At 37.6% G+C, this 18569-nt stretch carries 16 protein-coding genes and 1 tRNA gene; 7 read left to right on the top strand and 10 right to left on the bottom strand.

Features of this window, described 5'->3' with window-relative positions:
• Positions 1-549 precede the first annotated feature (549 nt).
• Positions 550-906 (bottom strand): hypothetical protein, encoded by a 357-nt coding sequence (locus EGI26_RS09485; RefSeq protein ID WP_255077891.1) that lies wholly within the window; start codon positions 904-906, stop codon positions 550-552.
• A gap of 325 nt (positions 907-1231) precedes the next feature.
• Between EGI26_RS09485 and ade the strand changes: the two genes are divergently transcribed.
• Positions 1232-2863, top strand: coding sequence for an adenine deaminase (gene ade, locus EGI26_RS09480; RefSeq protein ID WP_255077890.1), 1632 nt, complete (start codon positions 1232-1234; stop codon positions 2861-2863).
• Positions 2864-2912: 49 nt separating this feature from the next.
• Here ade and EGI26_RS09475 read toward each other — a convergent pair whose 3' ends face one another.
• The 6 genes from EGI26_RS09475 to EGI26_RS09450 form a co-directional block, all read right to left on the bottom strand.
• Positions 2913-5267, bottom strand: coding sequence for a M1 family metallopeptidase (locus EGI26_RS09475; RefSeq protein ID WP_255077889.1), 2355 nt, complete (start codon positions 5265-5267; stop codon positions 2913-2915).
• Positions 5268-5284: 17 nt separating this feature from the next.
• On the bottom strand, positions 5285-5878 hold the full coding sequence (locus tag EGI26_RS09470) for a HupE/UreJ family protein (protein ID WP_255077888.1): 594 nt from the start codon (positions 5876-5878) through the stop codon (positions 5285-5287).
• 20 nt (positions 5879-5898) lie between these two features.
• Entirely contained in the window at positions 5899-7074 is a 1176-nt protein-coding gene (gene chrA, locus EGI26_RS09465) for a chromate efflux transporter (RefSeq protein WP_303626734.1), read from the bottom strand.
• Between the two features lie 102 nt (positions 7075-7176).
• Complete coding sequence (locus EGI26_RS09460) at positions 7177-7869, bottom strand: superoxide dismutase (RefSeq protein WP_255077887.1); 693 nt, start codon at positions 7867-7869, stop codon at positions 7177-7179.
• Positions 7870-8021: 152 nt separating this feature from the next.
• Entirely contained in the window at positions 8022-8624 is a 603-nt protein-coding gene (gene recR, locus EGI26_RS09455; protein WP_255077886.1) for a recombination mediator RecR, read from the bottom strand.
• Positions 8625-8636: 12 nt separating this feature from the next.
• Positions 8637-8930, bottom strand: coding sequence for an ATP-dependent Clp protease adaptor ClpS (locus EGI26_RS09450; RefSeq protein ID WP_255077885.1), 294 nt, complete (start codon positions 8928-8930; stop codon positions 8637-8639).
• 197 nt (positions 8931-9127) lie between these two features.
• Between EGI26_RS09450 and EGI26_RS09445 the strand changes: the two genes are divergently transcribed.
• Positions 9128-10591 (top strand): sodium:solute symporter, encoded by a 1464-nt coding sequence (locus tag EGI26_RS09445; protein ID WP_255077884.1) that lies wholly within the window; start codon positions 9128-9130, stop codon positions 10589-10591.
• A 265-nt stretch (positions 10592-10856) separates the two neighbouring features.
• Here the strand turns inward: EGI26_RS09445 and EGI26_RS09440 are convergent, their stop codons facing one another.
• The 3 genes from EGI26_RS09440 to EGI26_RS09430 all read right to left on the bottom strand — a co-directional run bounded on the left by EGI26_RS09440 (position 10857) and on the right by EGI26_RS09430 (position 17124).
• A complete protein-coding gene (locus tag EGI26_RS09440; protein ID WP_255077883.1) occupies positions 10857-12644 on the bottom strand; it encodes a DEAD/DEAH box helicase in 1788 nt (595 codons plus the stop codon).
• Positions 12645-12951: 307 nt separating this feature from the next.
• Positions 12952-14463, bottom strand: a complete 1512-nt coding sequence (locus EGI26_RS09435; protein ID WP_255077882.1) for a phosphatidylserine/phosphatidylglycerophosphate/cardiolipin synthase family protein — start codon at positions 14461-14463, stop codon at positions 12952-12954.
• Positions 14464-14628: 165 nt separating this feature from the next.
• Positions 14629-17124: a M14 family zinc carboxypeptidase gene (locus EGI26_RS09430; protein WP_255077881.1), complete on the bottom strand. Its 2496-nt coding sequence runs from the start codon at positions 17122-17124 to the stop codon at positions 14629-14631.
• A 301-nt stretch (positions 17125-17425) separates the two neighbouring features.
• Between EGI26_RS09430 and EGI26_RS09425 the strand changes: the two genes are divergently transcribed.
• From EGI26_RS09425 to EGI26_RS09405, 5 genes are all read left to right on the top strand, one after another.
• Positions 17426-17497: transfer RNA gene (locus EGI26_RS09425), tRNA-Glu, on the top strand.
• Positions 17498-17676: 179 nt separating this feature from the next.
• Complete coding sequence (locus EGI26_RS09420) at positions 17677-17889, top strand: hypothetical protein (protein ID WP_255077287.1); 213 nt, start codon at positions 17677-17679, stop codon at positions 17887-17889.
• Positions 17886-18098 (top strand): hypothetical protein, encoded by a 213-nt coding sequence (locus tag EGI26_RS09415; protein WP_255077287.1) that lies wholly within the window; start codon positions 17886-17888, stop codon positions 18096-18098. Before EGI26_RS09420 ends, EGI26_RS09415 begins: the two co-directional genes overlap by 4 nt.
• Positions 18095-18307 carry a hypothetical protein gene (locus EGI26_RS09410; RefSeq protein WP_255077287.1) on the top strand — a complete coding sequence of 71 codons (213 nt, stop codon included), beginning with the start codon at positions 18095-18097 and terminating at the stop codon, positions 18305-18307. The genes EGI26_RS09415 and EGI26_RS09410 overlap by 4 nt, the downstream gene beginning before the upstream one ends.
• Positions 18304-18569 (top strand): transposase (locus EGI26_RS09405; protein WP_255077880.1); only part of this gene is annotated, 266 nt, incomplete at its 3' end. The genes EGI26_RS09410 and EGI26_RS09405, both read left to right, overlap by 4 nt.

Here is an 18569-nt window from a genome sequence, read left to right as displayed (position 1 = left end):
TTATTGTGAATTTAAAAAAAAAGAAAATTAAAATTGTACTAAAACAATAAAAAAGAATGCCCGAGTTGAACCAAAAAAAAGGGTAGCTAAGTATGTCTTTTATTTTAGGATAATCCAACAATCTAACAAAATACCAAACAGAAACACTTCCTAACAATAAGCCAATTAGCCATTTATGTTGGCCATTTTCAATTATTCCAAAAAACTCTAAAAACATAACAATTATCATAATTGACAGGAAACTCAAAAGTATCTTTTTATCATTTTTTTTCTTTCGCCCAATAAAGTAGGTTAAGAGAAGAAATATGCAAATCAAAAAATGTCTGGTATGCCCATATAATAAATTATTAATTTTCAATGCAGCCGTTATCCACATGGGAACGTCACTCAGAATAAAAAAAATAATAAAAAATAATAAAAATTTGGATGATTTACTTGTGTATTTTAACCTGTAAATTCCAACAGCTAAGGGCAATAAAGGCATTAAGCTCCCCACCACATACTCTGGATATGTAGTACCAATTCTTATGGTTTCATTTATAATTTGAGTCAATTGCATGTATTGGGGCATCCTGGCCCATTTGATAAATAAGGTCTATTAGGATCTTTCAATCCCGTTGAATCTTTTGCTAGGTTTTTGAGGTTTTCATCCGCTCCAATTAATACCAAATTGGGAGTTTTCTCATCCTCCAAACCAAATATAATTTTTATGCCTACACAATCTTCATTTTTTAATATTTCCATAAGGTGCTCTTTCCCAAAAAATTGTGATCGCACTGGATCATCTTCTTTAAAGGCTCTTTTCCTAAGCTCCAAGTGTTTTTTTTGCTTAGCTACAGCTTCTTCGAGGGTTATGAATTCACCCGAGGTCGAACTTACTTTTGCTTTGTTATCTTTTGTTTCCATGTTGAAAAATTTTGTTTTGTTATTAGTAAATCTAACCCTAAAAAAACAGTTCTCCAAACAGTCAAAACGAATACCTATTTTTAATTACCTGAAAATCAATTTTTTACGTGATTACTAAAACATAAAACGCGTAAAAACCCCTGATAAAAAAAGTAAATATACTTAATGTAAAAGTTTCTTTCTGACTAAAATTGATGTTAAATTTTGAGCCTGAAAGACTATTTCTGTTATTTGCATATAATTCGAATGAAACTAAAAAGTACAGGAGCTTTAGAAAGAATGATAATTTCTTCGCTTCATGCACCTTTTAGAAAAAAATAATCAGATGAAAAAATACGAAGGTAATATTGTTAACATTTTTGACAATTCTATATTTTTTGGAGAAATATCCGTTTTTGAAGGCCGTATTTTTAATATCATAAAAACCAAGGATGAAATGCCAGATGCACCGTATTTCCTTCCGGGTTTTGTGGATGCTCATGTACATATTGAAAGTTCGATGCTCGCTCCAAGTCAATTTGGTAAAATTGCCGTGGTCCACGGCACAGTAGGTACAGTCTCCGACCCACACGAAATCGCCAATGTATTAGGAACCAAAGGCGTGGAATTTATGATTGAAAATGGCGAAAAAATCCCTTTTAAGTTTTGTTTTGGGGCTCCTTCATGTGTACCTGCTACAGAATTTGAAACCGCAGGAGCCTTAGTTTCTGAAAAAGATATTGAATATTTAATGGCTCATCCAAAAATTGGATACTTGGCAGAAATGATGAATTTTCCTGGAGTAATTTATGAAAACGAGCAAGTTTTGGCAAAGTTAGCGATAGCTAAAAAATACCAAAAACCAATAGATGGACACGCTCCTGGGCTAAGAGGAGAACAAGCTCAGCAGTATTTTTTGCATGGAATCACTACTGACCATGAGTGTTTTAGCTATGATGAGGCTAAAGAGAAACTTGATTTGGGCGTTAAGGTTTTGATTCGAGAAGGAAGTGCCGCGAAGAATTTCAATGATTTGATTCCGCTCGCCAATGAATACTCGGCCCAAATGATGTTTTGCTCTGACGACAAACACCCCGATGACCTCGCCGAAGGTCATATCAATCTTTTAGTAAAAAGGGCCATAGAAAGTGGAGTAGATGTATTTAAAGTTCTTCGGATGGCATCACTCAATCCAGTTAGGCATTACGACCTAAACGTTGGTTTGTTACGTGAAGGAGAAACGGCAGATTTCATTGAAGTAAATAATCTACAAGAATTCAAAGTGATTTCTACCTACATCAACGGTGAATTGGTGGCCAGTAAAGGTAAAACTTTGATACCCGATGTTAAGGCAGAAAAAATTAATAATTTTAGTGCAAAACCTATCAAAGCTGAGGACTTAAATCTTGAAATTCCGAAGGAATCGAAGTGCATTAAAACTATCAAAGTAAATGATGGCCAGTTAATTACCGACTCTTTTTTGTTTGAATTAACCCAACAGGGTTCTCAATACTTAGTTCAAAATGACATCCTGAAGTTGGTGGTTTATAATCGATACAGAGATTCGAAGCCGACTGTAGCTTTTATAAATGGTTTTGGGATAAAAAACGGAGCCATAGCATCGTCTGTTGCTCACGATTCTCATAACATAATAGCGGTAGGCTCCAGTGATGTGGACATAGCAGAAGCCATAAATCTAATTGTCAGAGAAAAAGGTGGAATATCGGTGGTTGCGGATAAAAAAATGGGCGTTTTGCCTTTACCGATTGCGGGACTAATGAGCGACAAAGATGGTTATGAAGTGGCCAGTGACTATACGCAGATAGATGAATTTACCAAAACCCAACTAAATTGTCCGCTCAGATCTCCATTTATGAGCCTTTCCTTTATGGCTTTGTTGGTTATTCCATCATTAAAGTTATCAGATAAAGGGCTTTTTGATGGTACTACATTTCAGTTTACCGAGATTTTTGAATAAAAAAAATAGACTCAGTTTTGGCTGAGTCTATTCTGTATTTCTTCAAAATTTAATTCTTTCCACTTCCTCCTATTGCTCCAGCTTCATTTTGGCGAGCCTCTTGCATTGGGTTCGTGGTTGGCCTTTGGCTTTGTTGTTTCATGAGTTGAAACTTAGTCGGCTTTTCTGGCTCTTTTGGATAAACATTGTCAGAATCATCAATATCAGGCAACTCAAAATATGGATCAAGCTTAAACTTCGCCACTTTTTTGTTCGTGGTTATGGTCTTCTTAATTTCTTTGTTGTTTAATCTCCATATTTCGGCAGGAAATCTGAAATCTTCGGTGGTACCATCTTCGTACTGAGCCTGAACTATCAATGGCATCACTAAGCCACCTTTGTTCTTGATTTTCAAAACATAAAATTGCTTTTTGTCCTCTATCCACTTTCTTTCTTCTGGGCTCAAAGACTCCAAATATTTCTGGTATTTGGCCTTATCGCTTTCGGTCACTTTAAGAGGATCATAATTGTTGTAGAAATCCTTCATGCTCGGGTCAGCTTCCACAACAGACTGTTGAATATCCTTCTCGTTTCTCATAGTACTTAAAGTCTTTTTCTTAGCTTCGGCTGTTTGCTTAGCCAATGGCTTGGTTTCTTCGGGATTTTGGGTATCCACTTGCATCCATTCAACCTCTGCAATTCCTTGATCCAGAGCGTCTACACTATAAAACCAGCCTTTCCAAAACCAATCCAAATCCACAGCGGAGGCGTCTTCCATGGTTCTGAAAAAATCAGCTGGCGTAGGATGTTTAAATGCCCATCTGCGTGCATATTCTTTGAAAGCGTAGTCGAAAAGCTCTCTTCCCATCACAGTTTCACGCAAAATATTCAGACCAGTGGCTGGCTTAGAATAGGCATTCGGGCCAAAAGTACCTGGAAGAATATTGTCACTACTCGACATGATAGAATTTTGCTTACTGCCGTCAAGTTTCATGTAAGGTACTATGTGCTGTGGTTCAATACCATCCGCTGGAAAATCTCTGTCCCATTCTCTACAAACAATTCCTTCCAAGAAACTATTTAGTCCTTCGTCCATCCACGACCACTGTCTTTCGTCAGAGTTTACTATCATCGGGAAGAAATTATGTCCCACTTCATGAATAATTACCAAGATCAAAAAATTCTTTGTGTCCTCTGAGTAGGTTCCATCTGCTTGCGGACGTGCTCCGTTGAAGCTCATCATGGGATATTCCATACCACCCACTGGTCCATGAACCGAATAGGCTACTGGGTATGGATAGGCTACGGTTCTCTTCGAATATTGGGTCAATGTATGTGCCACTAGTCTGGTAGAATATTGGCCCCAAAGTGGATTTCCTTCTTTTGGATACAAAGACATTGCCCACACTTTTTTGCCTTCAACATCTACTTTCATAGCATCCCAAATAAACTTGCGAGAAGCAGCAAAAGCAAAATCTCTTACATTTTTGGCTGCATAAACCCAAGTTTTTTTGCCACTTGGTTTGCTTTTTTCGGCAGCCTCAGCTTCGCTCTGATTTACAATTAAAACCGGTGCCGTTGTATTTTCAGCCTGTGTCAATCTTGAAATCTGAGTCGCCGAAAGCACCTCTTTCTGATTTTGCAATTCGCCTGTTGCACCTACAACCATGTCGTTTGGCACTGTAATGGCCACTTTATAATCGCCAAAAGCCAATGCAAACTCACCTTGACCTAGGAATTGTTTGTTTTGCCAGCCTGTTACATCGTCGTAAACACACATACGTGGAAACCACTGAGCCATTTCATAGAGATAATTACCATCTTTTTCGAAATATTCATATCCACTTCTCGCTCTCTGAGCGTTGGCATCAACAATATTAAAACTCCAATCTACATTAAATATGAAATTTTGACCTTTGAGCAAAGGAGCGGGCAAATCCACACGCATCATTGTTCCGTTTATGGTGTATTTGAGTTTGTTACCAAGTTTATCGATCACCTTTTGAATCAAATAGCCGTATTCTTTATCTGTTTTGTCTGACAGATTTCTCAATGCAGCTCCGCTTGAGCCTCTTTCGTGGCTTATAGAAGTTTGACGGGTGGTACGGGCATCAGACTTTTCATTGAAATTGTTTTGATCAAGCTGTAGCCATAAATATGTCAAGGCATCTGGTGAGGCATTGTAGTAGGTGATTTTCTCAGAAGCTGTAATTTTCTGATTGTCATCGTCGAGCTCTACTTTAATGTCATAGTCTGCCTTTTGTTGCCAATACTCTTTGCCAGGTGCTCCACTAGCTGTTCTGTAGGTGTTTGGCGTGGGCAAACTCGTTCCCATTTGTTCAAAAACCGTGTTGGCGTTGTAGTTTGTTGTTTGTTGAGCATGAGCCCAAATTCCTATCATTAGGAACAGAAGCGTTTTTTTCATATTTGAAGGTTTAAAAATTAAAATATCCATTTGTCGATAATCAGATGCGTGGTGATGCCTGCTACAAAAGCCGAAATAATTAAATTCAGTTCTCTTTTTTTGATGTTTAAAATATTGGTTAAAATGTAAGTAATAAGCATAAAGAAGACCACGATGATCAGCTGCCCGATTTCAAGTCCAATATTAAAGGCAAATAATTCATTCACGATGTTGGAGGATTGTCCCAAAAGGCTTTTCAGGTAATTTGAAAAACCTAAACCGTGTATCAAACCGAAAAATACTGTGAAAAAATATCTCAAATATTGATGTTGATTTCTTTGTGAACTGGTTTTGTCAGATTTGTTGAAAAAGTTATTAAAACTAGTAAAAAATATAGTGCAAGGTATTAAAAACTCAATTAATGCAGAATCTACATTCACTATTTTCATAACTGACAAGGCCAAAGTAATCGAATGTCCGATAGTGAAAAAAGTAATTACCCATAGAATATTTCGCCATTGATTGAAATTATACACAGCACAGAGTGCCACTATAAAAAGCATATGATCATAGCCAGCTAGGTCAGTAATGTGTTCATATCCAAGCTTAAAATAAGTAAAAAAAACATTCATGAATTTTAATTTGTTGAAAATCAAACAACGGCACCGAGACAAATACCTCCTATGATAATTAGATAGCTAGGGATTTTCTCAGAATATAATAAAGCCAAAGTTATCAGAATAGTAATAATATTTACTGAACTCCCCACCATAGGTTGAAACAAAGAGATGGCCGCCGCTAAAGTCAAACCCGTAGAAGTGGCATTAATTCCTTCCAAAGACGCCCTTATTCCCCTGAATTGCTTAAGTTGCTCCCAGAAACGAATCACGAAGAATATCATAAAAATACCTGGCAGAAAAATACCTATAGATGCCACCAAAGAACCCAATATCTGGCCACTCATGCCCCAGCTTCGCATAGAAAGTGACCCCACATATGAAGCAATGGAAAAAGTAGGCCCTGGTACCATCTCGGCTAAAGCAATACCTGATAAAAATTCATCGGCACTCAAATAATTTTTAAACTCTACGAACTCATTGAATAACAATGGCTTAAGAATATGCCCTCCACCAAAAGCAAAACTACCATTCCTGTAAAAATTTTCAAATAATCTAACAGGAAGTGATTTTGTAAATGAACCAACAAATATTACCAAAGCAAAAACTCCAGCCCAAAGCAGAAAGTTGGACCATTGAATTCTAATGGGCCGCTTTTCCATTTTCACTTGTTTACTATACTTAAATGATGCTACTAAGCCACCAAAAAGTATCAGAAATGGCGTCAAATACGGTGAGGGATATATAAAACCAAGAATGGCTGCAAGTAACATAAGCAAAACAGAAGTCTTGGAATTAATAACCTTTCTACCAATTATAAATGCAGCAAAAAATATAAAAGCCACACCCATTGGCTTTATAAATTGTGTAAGTCTGACAAGGGTGCCTTTCTCAAAAAATGAAATACCCAGGGCTGTTATACCCATAAAAATTGTGGCTGGTAGAATCCAAATCAACAAAGTAAGATAAGAAAGTCTAGCTCCACCCAATTTAAATCCAATGGCAGTAATGGTTTGAGTAGAGGTAGGGCCTGGCAATAATTGGCACAAGGCCTGCATTTCCATAAGTTCTTCCTCGGTGACATAGCGGTGCTGCAAAACCAAACGCTTGATAAACATAGCCAAATGTGCCTGTGGCCCACCAAAGCAGGTCAAAGAAAGAATTAGAACATCCTTTAAAAATATAATATATCTAATTTTTTTTGTCTCCAAAATAAAATATGCGACGGCGTAAAAACCAAAAATAATGATTTAAAGAGGGACTTGGTACCAAAAAAACACCAACGGGTGCTTAAAATCCTACTGTAAGACTTACTAGACAGTTTTGAGATTTTTCTCCACTTTGTCCCAATTCACTATGCTCCAAAATGCCTTTATATAATCCGCTCTTTTGTTTTGGTATTTAAGATAATAAGCATGTTCCCAAACGTCCAATCCTAAAATTGGTGTTCCTTTCACCTCGGCAACATCCATGAGTGGATTATCTTGGTTGGGAGTTGAACAAATCTTCAATTTATTGTCTTGAACAATCAGCCAAGCCCAGCCTGATCCAAACCTGCTTGTAGCTGCGGCATTAAAATCGGATTGCATTTTTTCTAAACTACCAAAATCTCTATTTATCATAGCCATCAAAGCATCTGACGGAGTGGAAGCTTTGGGTGACAAAATCTCCCAAAAAAATGAGTGATTCCAGTGACCACCGCCATTGTTTCTTACTGCAATGGATGATTTACTGATATTTTTCACAATATCCACCAAAGGAGTAAACTCATTGGGAGTTCCGGCCACTGCTTTGTTTAGGTTTGTTACGTATGCTTGGTGATGCTTGCTGTGGTGAATTTCCATAGTTTGAGCATCAATGAAAGGTTCAAGTGCATTGTAAGTGTAAGGCAAACTAGGCAAACTAAACGCATCTGCTGAATTAAAGAGGTTTGAAGTGCCGTTCGCTATAGCTTTAGTGCCTACTAAACCGAGAAACAATGAAGAAACAAAATCTTTCCTTGTCATGATTGTTGAATTAAAGTAAATGAGACCTCAATTTAAATAAAATTTGGAAACGATGAGAAAATAGGCCTTGAAAGTTTTTCAATGCATACTTGCGAATTAGTTTGATACGAAATTTAAGGAGTCAAAATCAAAAAAAACTACAGGATTTGCACTTAAAACTCCACTCTACTCAAAATACTTCTTCCGAGCGTGATTTCGTCAGTGTATTCTAAATCTCCCCCGATTGGGATTCCTCTAGCTATGGTACTGACTTTTACAGAAAGGTCTCGGAGTTTTTTGCGGATATAAAAAGCGGTGGTGTCACCTTCCATAGTTGGGCTTAATGCTAAAATAATTTCTTTAATTTCTGGGTTATTTTGGATCCGAAGTAACAAGGTTTCTATATTCAAATCTTGTGGCCCAATTCCTTGAATAGGTGATATGATACCACCCAACACATGGTATTTTCCTACAAACTGACTGGTGTTTTCAATCGCCAGCACGTCTTTGGAATCTTGTACAACGGCTAAAATTGAAGAATCTCTTCTATGCGAACCACAAATCTGGCAAATTTCAGCATCAGAAATATTATGACAGTCAACGCAGTAAGTAGTTTTTTCTATCAAATTTATTAATGAATTACTAAGATTATGTGTTTGATTTTTTTCGGATTTCAACAAATGAAGAGCCAACCTCAAAGCAGACTTCTTCCCTATTCCGGGCAATTTTGATATCTCGTTTACAGCGTCTTCTATTAGTTTGGAGGGGTAATTCAATCTTTTCTGTATTTAGCGAAGTAAAATTTCTGCTGATATTCCTCTTTGACAAATGGCATTTCGAATGGGTGCAAGTTCGTCAAAGTCACCATTTTTAACTGAACATTTTCCTTTGAAATGAATGATGAGTGTACACTGTTCTGCCTGCTCTTGAGAGTGTTCGCAGACATCTATGAGTGTATCTATAACGTGATCAAAGGTATTGGTTTCGTCATTAAAAACTACTACTGAGTATAGTTTTACTTCGTCAACCACTATCTCTTCTTCAATCAATACCTCAACGTCTGTTTGGGGAGCGAACTTCATATTTAGTACCTGATGATTTTTTTTACAAATTTACCAAATTTTAAAAAACTTGAAGACCTTTATTCATAAATTATTAAACACTTTTAAAAAGTTTTGGTTTAACTTAAATCTTCAATTTGTCACAAATATTTTATTTCAGCCAAAACTTTCCATTTTTTACCACATATTTGTCCTCATATTTCTAAAAACCCTTTTCTATGACGCCCTATTTAGCACTTGGAATCTTGTTCGTTTACTTTTTTATTCTCATCCTTATTTCCATAAAAACCTCAAAAGGAGCCGATTCTAACTCATTTTTTACTGCAAATAAATCGGTGCCTTGGTGGTTGGTGGCTTTTGGTATGATTGGCACCAGTATTTCTGGGGTTACGTTTGTTTCAGTACCAGGAGCCGTGGGAACAAAGTTCTTTTCCTATTTCCAAATGGTGTTGGGTTTTACGGCCGGCTATGTTTTCATCGGAACAGTTTTAATGCCTTTGTATTACAGACTCAACCTCATTTCTATATATGGTTACCTCAAAACTCGTTTTGGATTTTGGTCTTACAAAACAGGTTCCGCTTTCTTTTTACTTTCACGAACATTGGGTTCTGCTGTAAGACTTTTTATCGCTGCCAAAGTTCTACAAATAGCTATATATGACCCACTTGGAGTGCCCTTTGAGCTTTCAGTTATTTTCACGATAGCACTAATTTGGGTTTACACTTTTAAAGGAGGAATAAAAACCATCGTCATCACCGACACGCTACAGACATTCTTCCTTATCACAGCAGTAGCCATGACCATTTACCTGATTACCAAACAACTAAATCTTGGTTTTGGAGAAATGTTAGGTCAGGTTTATTCGAGCCCATTGTCAGAAACTTTCTTTTTTGATGGAGGTTGGGGCGACGCCAAGAACTTCTTCAAACTATTCATAAGTGGGGCATTTATCGCCATCGTAATGACGGGCTTGGACCAAGATTTGATGCAAAAAAACCTGACTTGTAAAAACATAAAAGAGGCTCAGAAAAACATGTTTTGGTTTACTGTAACCTTGGTTATCGTAAATTTAATGTTCTTGAGTTTAGGTGCATTATTGTACATGTACGCCAACCAAAAAGGTATCACCACCCCGACCAACACAGACGATTTATACCCAATGATGGCCTTAAAAATATTCAGTGATCCAAGTTTTGGTTTCGCTGGCATATTGGTTGGAGTAACTTTTTTGATTGGAATTACCGCAGCTACTTACGCCAGTTCTGATTCTGCTTTAACAGCTTTGACAACTGCCTTTTCGATAGATTTTATGGATGTTGAAAACAAGCCAGAAGCCGAAAGAATTAAAATCAAAAACAGAGTGCATATTATGTTTTCGGTGATCTTCGTCATCGTTATTCTGATTTTTAATCTTCTGAACAATTCGGATGTTATTTCGGCAGTCTATAAAATTGCGAGCTATACTTATGGACCTCTTTTAGGGCTTTTTGCTTACGGAATTTATACCAAAAGAAATGTAATCGATAAATATGTCCCATTCATTTGTATCGCATCGCCTATTCTTACTTACTATTCAGTGATACTTATTGAGAAATATACAGGCTATATATTCGGATTTGAAAACTTACTTTTGAATGGATTAATTACTATAATTGGTTTGATGATTTTCAGGAAAAAGTAGATTATGGAACGCGGATTTTATGGATTAGACACGGATTTTTAATTCTCTTGATGGATTAATTTTATCTCCACGGTAAAGCTTTTTTTAAATTAAAAATCCGTTTAATCCGTGGTGCTTGCATGGCAGCGGCCAACCGTCAGCGTCATCTGTGTGCTATTATTACACATCTTTACTTATTACGATTTGTTAAACTTTTGTCGCTTAAAAACCAAAAAAAGTGGACCATTGCTGATCCACTTTCATCTATAAAAATTTATCCTAATTCTTATTTCGCAACTTCAATATTCGCTTCGCGAGCATTGATGGTTTTCCCTTTCATACCGTCTATCACGCGACTTACGTCTTTGTGAGCCACTTCAACAAAGCTAAATTTGTCATACATATCTATCTGACCAATAGCCTTTCCAGGTATTTTAGCTTCAGAAGCTATAGCACCTACAATATGATTTGGAGATACGTTATCTTTTCTTCCAAGGTTAAGGAATAAACGTGTCATTCCAGCTTCTGCTACGCCAGTTGGAGCTCCAGCACCAAACTCACGTCTTGGTCTTGGGCTTTCTGAACCACCTTCAAATCTGCCACGACTTCTGGTGGCATCTCCTCTACGCTCAAAACTTCCGTTTCTTTGTGAGTCTCCACCTCTTTCATAACCTCTGCCACCTGTTGGTCTTTCATTTCTACCACCAAATCTGCTTTCAGTTCTTCTTTCAGTACCTCTACCGCCGTCGTCAGAAAGTTCGTGATCTTTGAAGCTTGACTTTCTTACTGTTCCAGATTGCATACGCATCAAAGCTGATACAATCTGGTGCGTCAAGAAACCTTCTTCTTTCAATTGATCCACTATTCCTTCGAAAGCTTCATTGCCTTCTTCTTGAATGTTGGCCTTAATCTTTTCTACAAACTTGTTTTGACGAGCTTTCGTCATGTCAGCTTGTGTTGGTATTTGTCCTTGAGGAATGGCCGACTTGGTGTAGTTTTCCAAATCTCTCATTCTGTTACGATCTCTTTTGCTGATAAATAAGAACGCTCTGCCCAATTTACCCGCTCTACCTGTACGACCGATACGGTGTACATAATATTCAAGATCCATTGGAAGGTCGAAGTTGAAAACAGCGTCAACGCCGCTTACATCGATACCTCTAGCGGCTACGTCTGTAGCTACCAATATTTTAGTGTTTCCGTTACGGAACTTGTTCATTACCTGATTTCTAGCCGCTTGGCGTAAGTCTCCGTGCAAACCTTCAGCTGCATAGCCTTGTGCTTGTAGGTCTTCTACCAATTCATCCACTTTCGATTTGGTATTACAGAACACCAACATCAACTGCAAATCGTGAACGTCAATCAAACGTACCATCAATTCAAACTTGGCTTCTCTTTTTACTAAGTAGTAAGCTTGGTCGATATTTACGTTAGTGATTTCGTTTTTAGTCACTTTGATAATCTCAGGATTTTTCTGAAATTTCTTAGTGATATTCAATATGTCTTTTGACATTGTAGCCGAGAAAAGAACGGTTTGTCTTTCTTCAGGAGCGTGAGACAATATCTGCTCGATATCTTCTCTGAAGCCCATGTTCAACATTTCGTCTGCCTCATCCAAAATCACCATTGAAATATTGTCCAATTTCAAAGTTTTCTTTTCGATGTGGTCCATGATTCTACCTGGAGTACCTACTACTATCTGCGTACCTCTTTTAAGGTTAGCAAATTGTCTTTCGTAAGACTCACCACCGTATATGGCAGTTACCAATAATCCTTTTTTAAATTTCGCTAGAGCAGTGATTTGCTCTTTTACTTGAAGGGCCAACTCTCTGGTTGGACACATAATCAATACTTGTGTAGCACGATTCTCCACATCTACATGCTCGATGGCTGGAATACCGAACGCTGCGGTTTTACCTGTACCTGTTTGAGCTTGCCCAATAACGTCTCTACCCGATAAAACCACTGGAATAGCGGCAGCTTGAATAGGTGTAGTGTTCTCGAATCCCATTGCTTCCACTGCTTGGAGTATATACTCAGACACAGGGAAATCTGTAAACTTAACTGTTTGCATAAAATCTGTTTGTCGGGCGTTTCGCTAACGACCGAATTTTTGAAAATAATAAAATAAAATGAGGCGATTGCGATACGCCCTTACGTGAACATCACGGATTGTATCCGTTGCCTGCTCTGAAGGGAAAAATAAAAGGAGTCGATAATCCTTTTGCCATTTGCAGAGTCTCGAACGGATAGTTCGATTAAAAACGATGCAAAGGTAATGAGAATAATTTTCAGAACAATGCCAATTCTGCATTATTCTTGAAATAAGACAATTCTACGATGGGATTATGATGTTTTAGAACATAAACCATTAAAAGTCATTATAATATCTCCTTCGGCACTACTCTCCTACTCATTACTTTTAAGCGTTTGGAGAGGTTTACTTCTTTGTCTGGGTTGAATTTTTCGGTGGTTCGCCACGAGTTTTCGGGGAGGAAGTCGGTTTCCATGTTTTCTAAAACTCCTGAAGAAAGTATTTTGGAATTTACAACAACAAAGCATTCTGTGTTGAGATTGGCACTTCTTGGATCTAAATTAAACGTACCAACAACTGCTAGCTGCCCATCTACTACCATAGATTTGGCATGAAGACCAAAAATCGGTGTAAAATTCATTTTCTTTTGCAAAGCCCCTGTCATCATCTTGAAACGTTCTTTCGCGTCAGGCTTAAATTCATAGATTTCAACGCCCGTTTTCAATAGTTTTGCTCTGTCCCTTTGATATCCACTAAAAGCTTCGGCATTGTCTGTTGAAGCCATACTATTGGTCAATATCCTCACTTTAACACCTCTTTTTACAGCATCTGCAAAAACTATTTTACCTACTTCAGTTGTGATTAAATAAGGTGTTTGAATATCTACTGACTTTTTTGCATTATTGATAAGTTTTATCAATTCTCTTGTGGTTTCGCCACCACCCAACAATCCTTTATGGTTTTTATTTTTTCCAGGCAAATCAGAAATAAATTTTACGTCAGAAGTCCAAACGAAGTTTTTGGAACTGAGTAACTTATTAAATGTTTCAGAAAAGCTATCTAGTTCTGCACGTACTTGCGGCCAAAAATTCTCAGGATTACAAGCGTATTGGTGAAGTTTCTCATAAGCCTTGTTATTATTGACTACCTTTTTCTCACTGATTTTAGAAACAGAAACGCTTAAATTGCTTTCCCAAAATAATAAAAATGACTGTTGCATGGCATTTACATCTTTTCCCATCAGCAGAATATCTCTATCTCTAAAATTGTATTCGTGGTCGTAATCAAAATACTCGTCGGCTATATTTCTACCACCAGTGATGGCTACTTTTTCATCCACAATAAAGGTTTTATTGTGCATTCTAAGATTACCAGACCTAAAATCCGTAGCGAACTTACTTAGTTTGTTGATTATGTTCTTACCCAAATTCACACCAGGATTATAGACTTTTATTTCAATGTTTGGATGAGCATCTAGTGTCAAAATATCCTCCAAATCAGCATCCACCATCATGTCATCTACCAAAAGCCTAACTTTTACTCCTCTATCAGCGGCTCTGACCAAATAATCGCAAGCTATAAGACCTACATTATCTGTAGAAAATATAAAATACTGAATATCAATACTCTTTTCGGCTTTTTCAGTAAACCATGCTCTTGTAATTAATGAACCTCCACCGTCTTCCAGCACATAGGATGCCGTTTTAGTGCTTAGGCTATCTTTGAATGGACTTAAAATCTGAGTAAGACCACCAGCTTCTTTCAGTTTTACTTTCGAACAAAAATCAGTTTCTTGCTCCTTTTTTTTGGAGGAACAAGAAAGGAGGATTACTGATATCAGAATAATGAATTTATACATTCTGTTGATATTAAGATACGTGGTAATGGCACACAGATGACGGCAACGGCTGCCGCACTGATATTTGAAATAACACTGATTTTCACAGATTTTTATAAGTCATAAATCCGTGTCAATCCGTGTTGAAATCAGTGTCATCCGTGTTCCAATTATACTTGAACAAACCTACCTCACCAAAAAAGCTGCATTGGCCATTAGGAGTTTTCCTCCGTACCAAAAGCCTCTAAAGATTGGACTTTCTAAAAGGTGAATTATTTTACCTTTTCCGTGGTCTTGAACAGCGAATACAGGTGCATCTTTCATTGTCTTTTTGACGTTTTGCCCCACAAAACCACTTACATGTTCTCCCAATTTACCTACATTCCAGCCGTTTTTGAGGTATTCGTTATCCAAAGTATTTTTTATCATCACATTAGAAGTTTTATCATATCCATAAGCCAAAGGATGCGTATTATCAAGATTCACTTTGAAAATTGCTCCAGGGATTTGGTCTGAAATAGCATCTCTATCTCTTGAGCCATAGCTTTTGTTTATGTCATTTTTAGCATCGGGTTTGCTTTTTGCCTTCAATTCTATCCCATCCTTTCCTGCCAGAAAATCATTTGCACTTTCCAACAATATCACCCTGCCACCATCGCTCACCCAACGCGTCAATTCCTTGTGGTCTTTTATGATATTTCCGTACTGACCATTGGGCAGAATCAAAACATCCAGTGTCCAAAGGTCAACTCTGCCAAAATATGAACCATCGATAAGCGTGATAGGGTAATCCAGCTGCTGATCGAAGAAATGCCAAACATCTCCCGCTGCAGTGGGTGTTATGCCCGCCCCTACCATCAAACCTATTTTCGGAGGATTCAACACATCTACCGAACTTGCTCCCATGTCTGGGCCACTTTCTACCAATCCCGAATAAAGCGATAATAAATTGATATCAAACGCTTTGGCGATGGAAGTTACTTTGGCTTCGAAGTTCTCACCCAAATTCTCATTGCCTTTGCGGGTTACCAACAAAGTCCCGGCACCAAAATCTTTTCCACCAGCTTTAAACGATGACTCTTGTAATCTTACTTTGATGTTTTCTTTGAAAAGTTGGGCCAAAAACTTCGATTCCTCGAAAGAATTGACCTCTGATGCAAACGCAAAAACTCTTTTGCCTTTGGTGACTTCCACTTTCGTATCAAACTTTGGTTTGGTTGTACTTCCGCTGAGTTTTTGGCTAGAAGCAAATGCTGGTAAATCATACGCATAAGGCAATGCCCAAGCCGTAATGTCGTAAGTATTAGAGTCTTCCAAATAAGATTTCGGCTCGAAAAGTATTTTGGCCAAAACGCCCTTGGGCTGGTAAGAATTGACTATCATGTCATTATCCTCAATGTTAAAAGTTTCCTCTTTTTGGTTTTGATAGTTAAAACCCGTTCCCGAAGATTTTTTGTTGGCAAAAGAATATTCAATTTGCATTTTGTCTAATTGCTCTGCCAAGGCCTTTACTTTGGCTTCATTGCCTTTAAACTTCATCACATAAGATTTGTATTTGCCGAAACCTTTACTTTGAGCCTCTGTAAAAAACTTATTGAACTCCTCAATCGTCTTTTCTGATTTGTCAGAAAGTGCCTCCAAAGTACCTAAACTTGTAGAAAACGAATGCATAATCCTGTCTTTCAACGTCAAGGTATCCCCATCATTTCTTTTGTAAGCCAATCCCGCAGCTCCTCCTCCACCTTGCTCAAAAGTCATACCGATGGCTCCGTTGTAAGACGGATACGTGTCGCCATAGCTTGGGTAAAACAAGTCATAGTTTTCTTTGGTGAAATATAACCAGCCTTTTTCGTCGAATGCTTTTTTGTTGTACTGGCCCAAAAGTTCTTGAAATTCTCTTTGAAAACCCGTCAAATCTTCATGGAAAGGTTTGGCAGAAGGCGGAAAATAGTACGTGGAGTTGGGTCCCATTTCGTGAAAATCGGCGTGCAGATGCGGCATCCACGAATTGTAGAACTTGATACGTTGCTGCGTTTCTTTTTGTGTTTGCCAAGCAATGTCTCTGTTCAAATCAAACAAATAGTGGTTAAACCTACCACCCGGCCAAGGCTCGTGGTGTTCCACAGAAGCAGCATGCAAATCAGGTTTTTTGCCCAAATAACGGTTGTACCACTGGCTGTAACGGTCAAATCCGTCGGGATTTACACAAGGATCTATCAAAATCAAGGTGTTTTTCAAGACTTTTTTGGCCAAATCAGAGGTTCCGTTGGCCATTTCGTAAATCACCTTTACCGAGGTTTCGGCATTTACGGATTCGTTGCCGTGTACGTTGTACGACAAATAGGCAATCGTCGGGATATTTTTATTGCCAGCTCCAGCCATGAGACCGATGTTTTGGAGGTTGGACTTACGAATCTGCTCGATGTTTTGGATATTTTCCTTGGATCCGATGGCCACAATTATCTGCGGACGGCCTTCGGTGGTGAAACCGAGCGGAAAAATCTTCACATTTTCGGGTTTGTTTGCCGCCACGTATTCGGCATAGCCTATCAATTGGTGGTGGAAATGAAATTTAGAGCCGGTGGCGTTTCCAAAGAATTCTTCAGGCGATTTTAGGGTTTGGGCTAATATAGCATGCGAAACAAAAAACAGGAAAAGTGCTAGTTTGTTGATATTGAGCATTCGAGATAAATGGTTAGGCCTCAAAAATAATCATAAAGGCTTGTTAAGCAAAAAAAAGCCACTCAAATAGTCAAATTGGGGCGATTTGGGCAAGGAATCGCAAAAAGCCGTTTTTTATTTACCTTTTCTGATAATTCATTGAATTTTTAAAAGAATTTTAAGGAAATCAAAAATATTTAAAATCAGGACTTGTGTAATTAAAATAAAGCTTATACTTTTGCACCACGATAACGGAAACGGTATCGGTCATTTAGAAAAAATGATGTTTTTTAAACGCCAATTTCGATAAATGGGACCAGTCGGCCCTATCGTCTAGCGGTTAGGACACGTCCCTTTCACGGATGAAACCGGGGTTCGATTCCCCGTAGGGTCACAAAAATGTGAAGTGAAAAAGGGGAAGCCTTGGTAGAAATACCGAGGCTTTTTCTTTTGTGTAAAATCTAAAAATGGATATGTCCTTTTCATGGATGAAACCGTTGGTGAGATTGGATCAATCCAAAAAGTTGGGGGGAATGAAAAAAGTTATTTATTTTGGGATCAAAATGATATATATTGAACCAAGACCTTATCCGATTACTTCTACCAGAAGGCTTATTTGAATATTTTGAAGTAGTTAAAGTAGAAAAAGTAGAAAATTCTTACAATATCCATATTACCGAACTCAACCTTATTCCCAAAGAGTTCGATGGTCAAAAGGGATCAATCCAAAAAGTTGGGGGGAATGAAAAAAGTTATTTATTTTGGGATCAAAATGATATATATTGAACCAAGACCTTATCCGATTACTTCTACCAGAAGGCTTATTTGAATATTTTGAAGTAGTTAAAGTAGAAAAAGTAGAAAATTCTTACAATATCCATATTACCGAACTCAACCTTATTCCCAAAGAGTTCGATGGTCAAAAGGGATCAATCCAAAAAGTTGGGGGGAATGAAAAAAGTTATTTATTTTGGGATCAAAATGATATATATTGAACCAAGACCTTATCCGATTACTTCTACCAGAAGGCTTATTTGAATATTTTGAAGTAGTTAAAGTAGAAAAAGTAGAAAATTCTTACAATATCCATATTACCGAACTCAACCTTATTCCCAAAGAGTTCGATGGTCAAAAGGGATCAATCCAAAAAGTTGGGGGGAATGAAAAAAGTTATTTATTTTGGGATCAAAATGATATATATTGAACCAAGACCTTATCCGATTACTTCTACCAGAAGGCTTATTTGAATATTTTGAAGTAGTTAAAGTAGAAAAAGTAGAAAATTCTTACAATATCCATATTACCGAACTCAACCTTATTCCCAAAGAGTTCGATGGTCAAAAGCTTGAATCCAAAGGTTACTTTGAGGAAGAAACAGTTAGGGATTTCCCACTTCGTGGCAAGGCTTGTTTTCTAAAAATCAAGCGACGTAAATGGCTCAATCATGATAGTGGAAAAATAGTCTA

Origin of the sequence: Lacihabitans sp. CCS-44, from assembly GCF_024343735.1 — a bacterium.
Classification (GTDB): Bacteria; Bacteroidota; Bacteroidia; order Cytophagales; family Spirosomataceae; genus Leadbetterella.
The sequence above is the reverse complement of the archived record's forward strand: the minus strand, read 5'-3'. Positions and strand labels throughout refer to the sequence as shown.

Bases quoted from the DNA above. Each gene is read 5' to 3' on its own strand.
- EGI26_RS09430 (WP_255077881.1), bottom strand. From the start codon at position 17,124: ATGCTCAATATCAACAAACTAGCACTTTTCCTGTTTTTTGTTTCGCAT.
- EGI26_RS09450 (WP_255077885.1), bottom strand. From the start codon at position 8,930: ATGAAGTTCGCTCCCCAAACAGACGTTGAGGTATTGATTGAAGAAGAG.
- EGI26_RS09445 (WP_255077884.1), top strand. From the start codon at position 9,128: ATGACGCCCTATTTAGCACTTGGAATCTTGTTCGTTTACTTTTTTATT.
- EGI26_RS09440 (WP_255077883.1), bottom strand. From the start codon at position 12,644: ATGCAAACAGTTAAGTTTACAGATTTCCCTGTGTCTGAGTATATACTC.
- ade (WP_255077890.1), top strand. From the start codon at position 1,232: ATGAAAAAATACGAAGGTAATATTGTTAACATTTTTGACAATTCTATA.
- EGI26_RS09460 (WP_255077887.1), bottom strand. From the start codon at position 7,869: ATGACAAGGAAAGATTTTGTTTCTTCATTGTTTCTCGGTTTAGTAGGC.
- EGI26_RS09485 (WP_255077891.1), bottom strand. From the start codon at position 906: ATGGAAACAAAAGATAACAAAGCAAAAGTAAGTTCGACCTCGGGTGAA.
- EGI26_RS09475 (WP_255077889.1), bottom strand. From the start codon at position 5,267: ATGAAAAAAACGCTTCTGTTCCTAATGATAGGAATTTGGGCTCATGCT.
- EGI26_RS09470 (WP_255077888.1), bottom strand. From the start codon at position 5,878: ATGAATGTTTTTTTTACTTATTTTAAGCTTGGATATGAACACATTACT.
- EGI26_RS09435 (WP_255077882.1), bottom strand. From the start codon at position 14,463: ATGTATAAATTCATTATTCTGATATCAGTAATCCTCCTTTCTTGTTCC.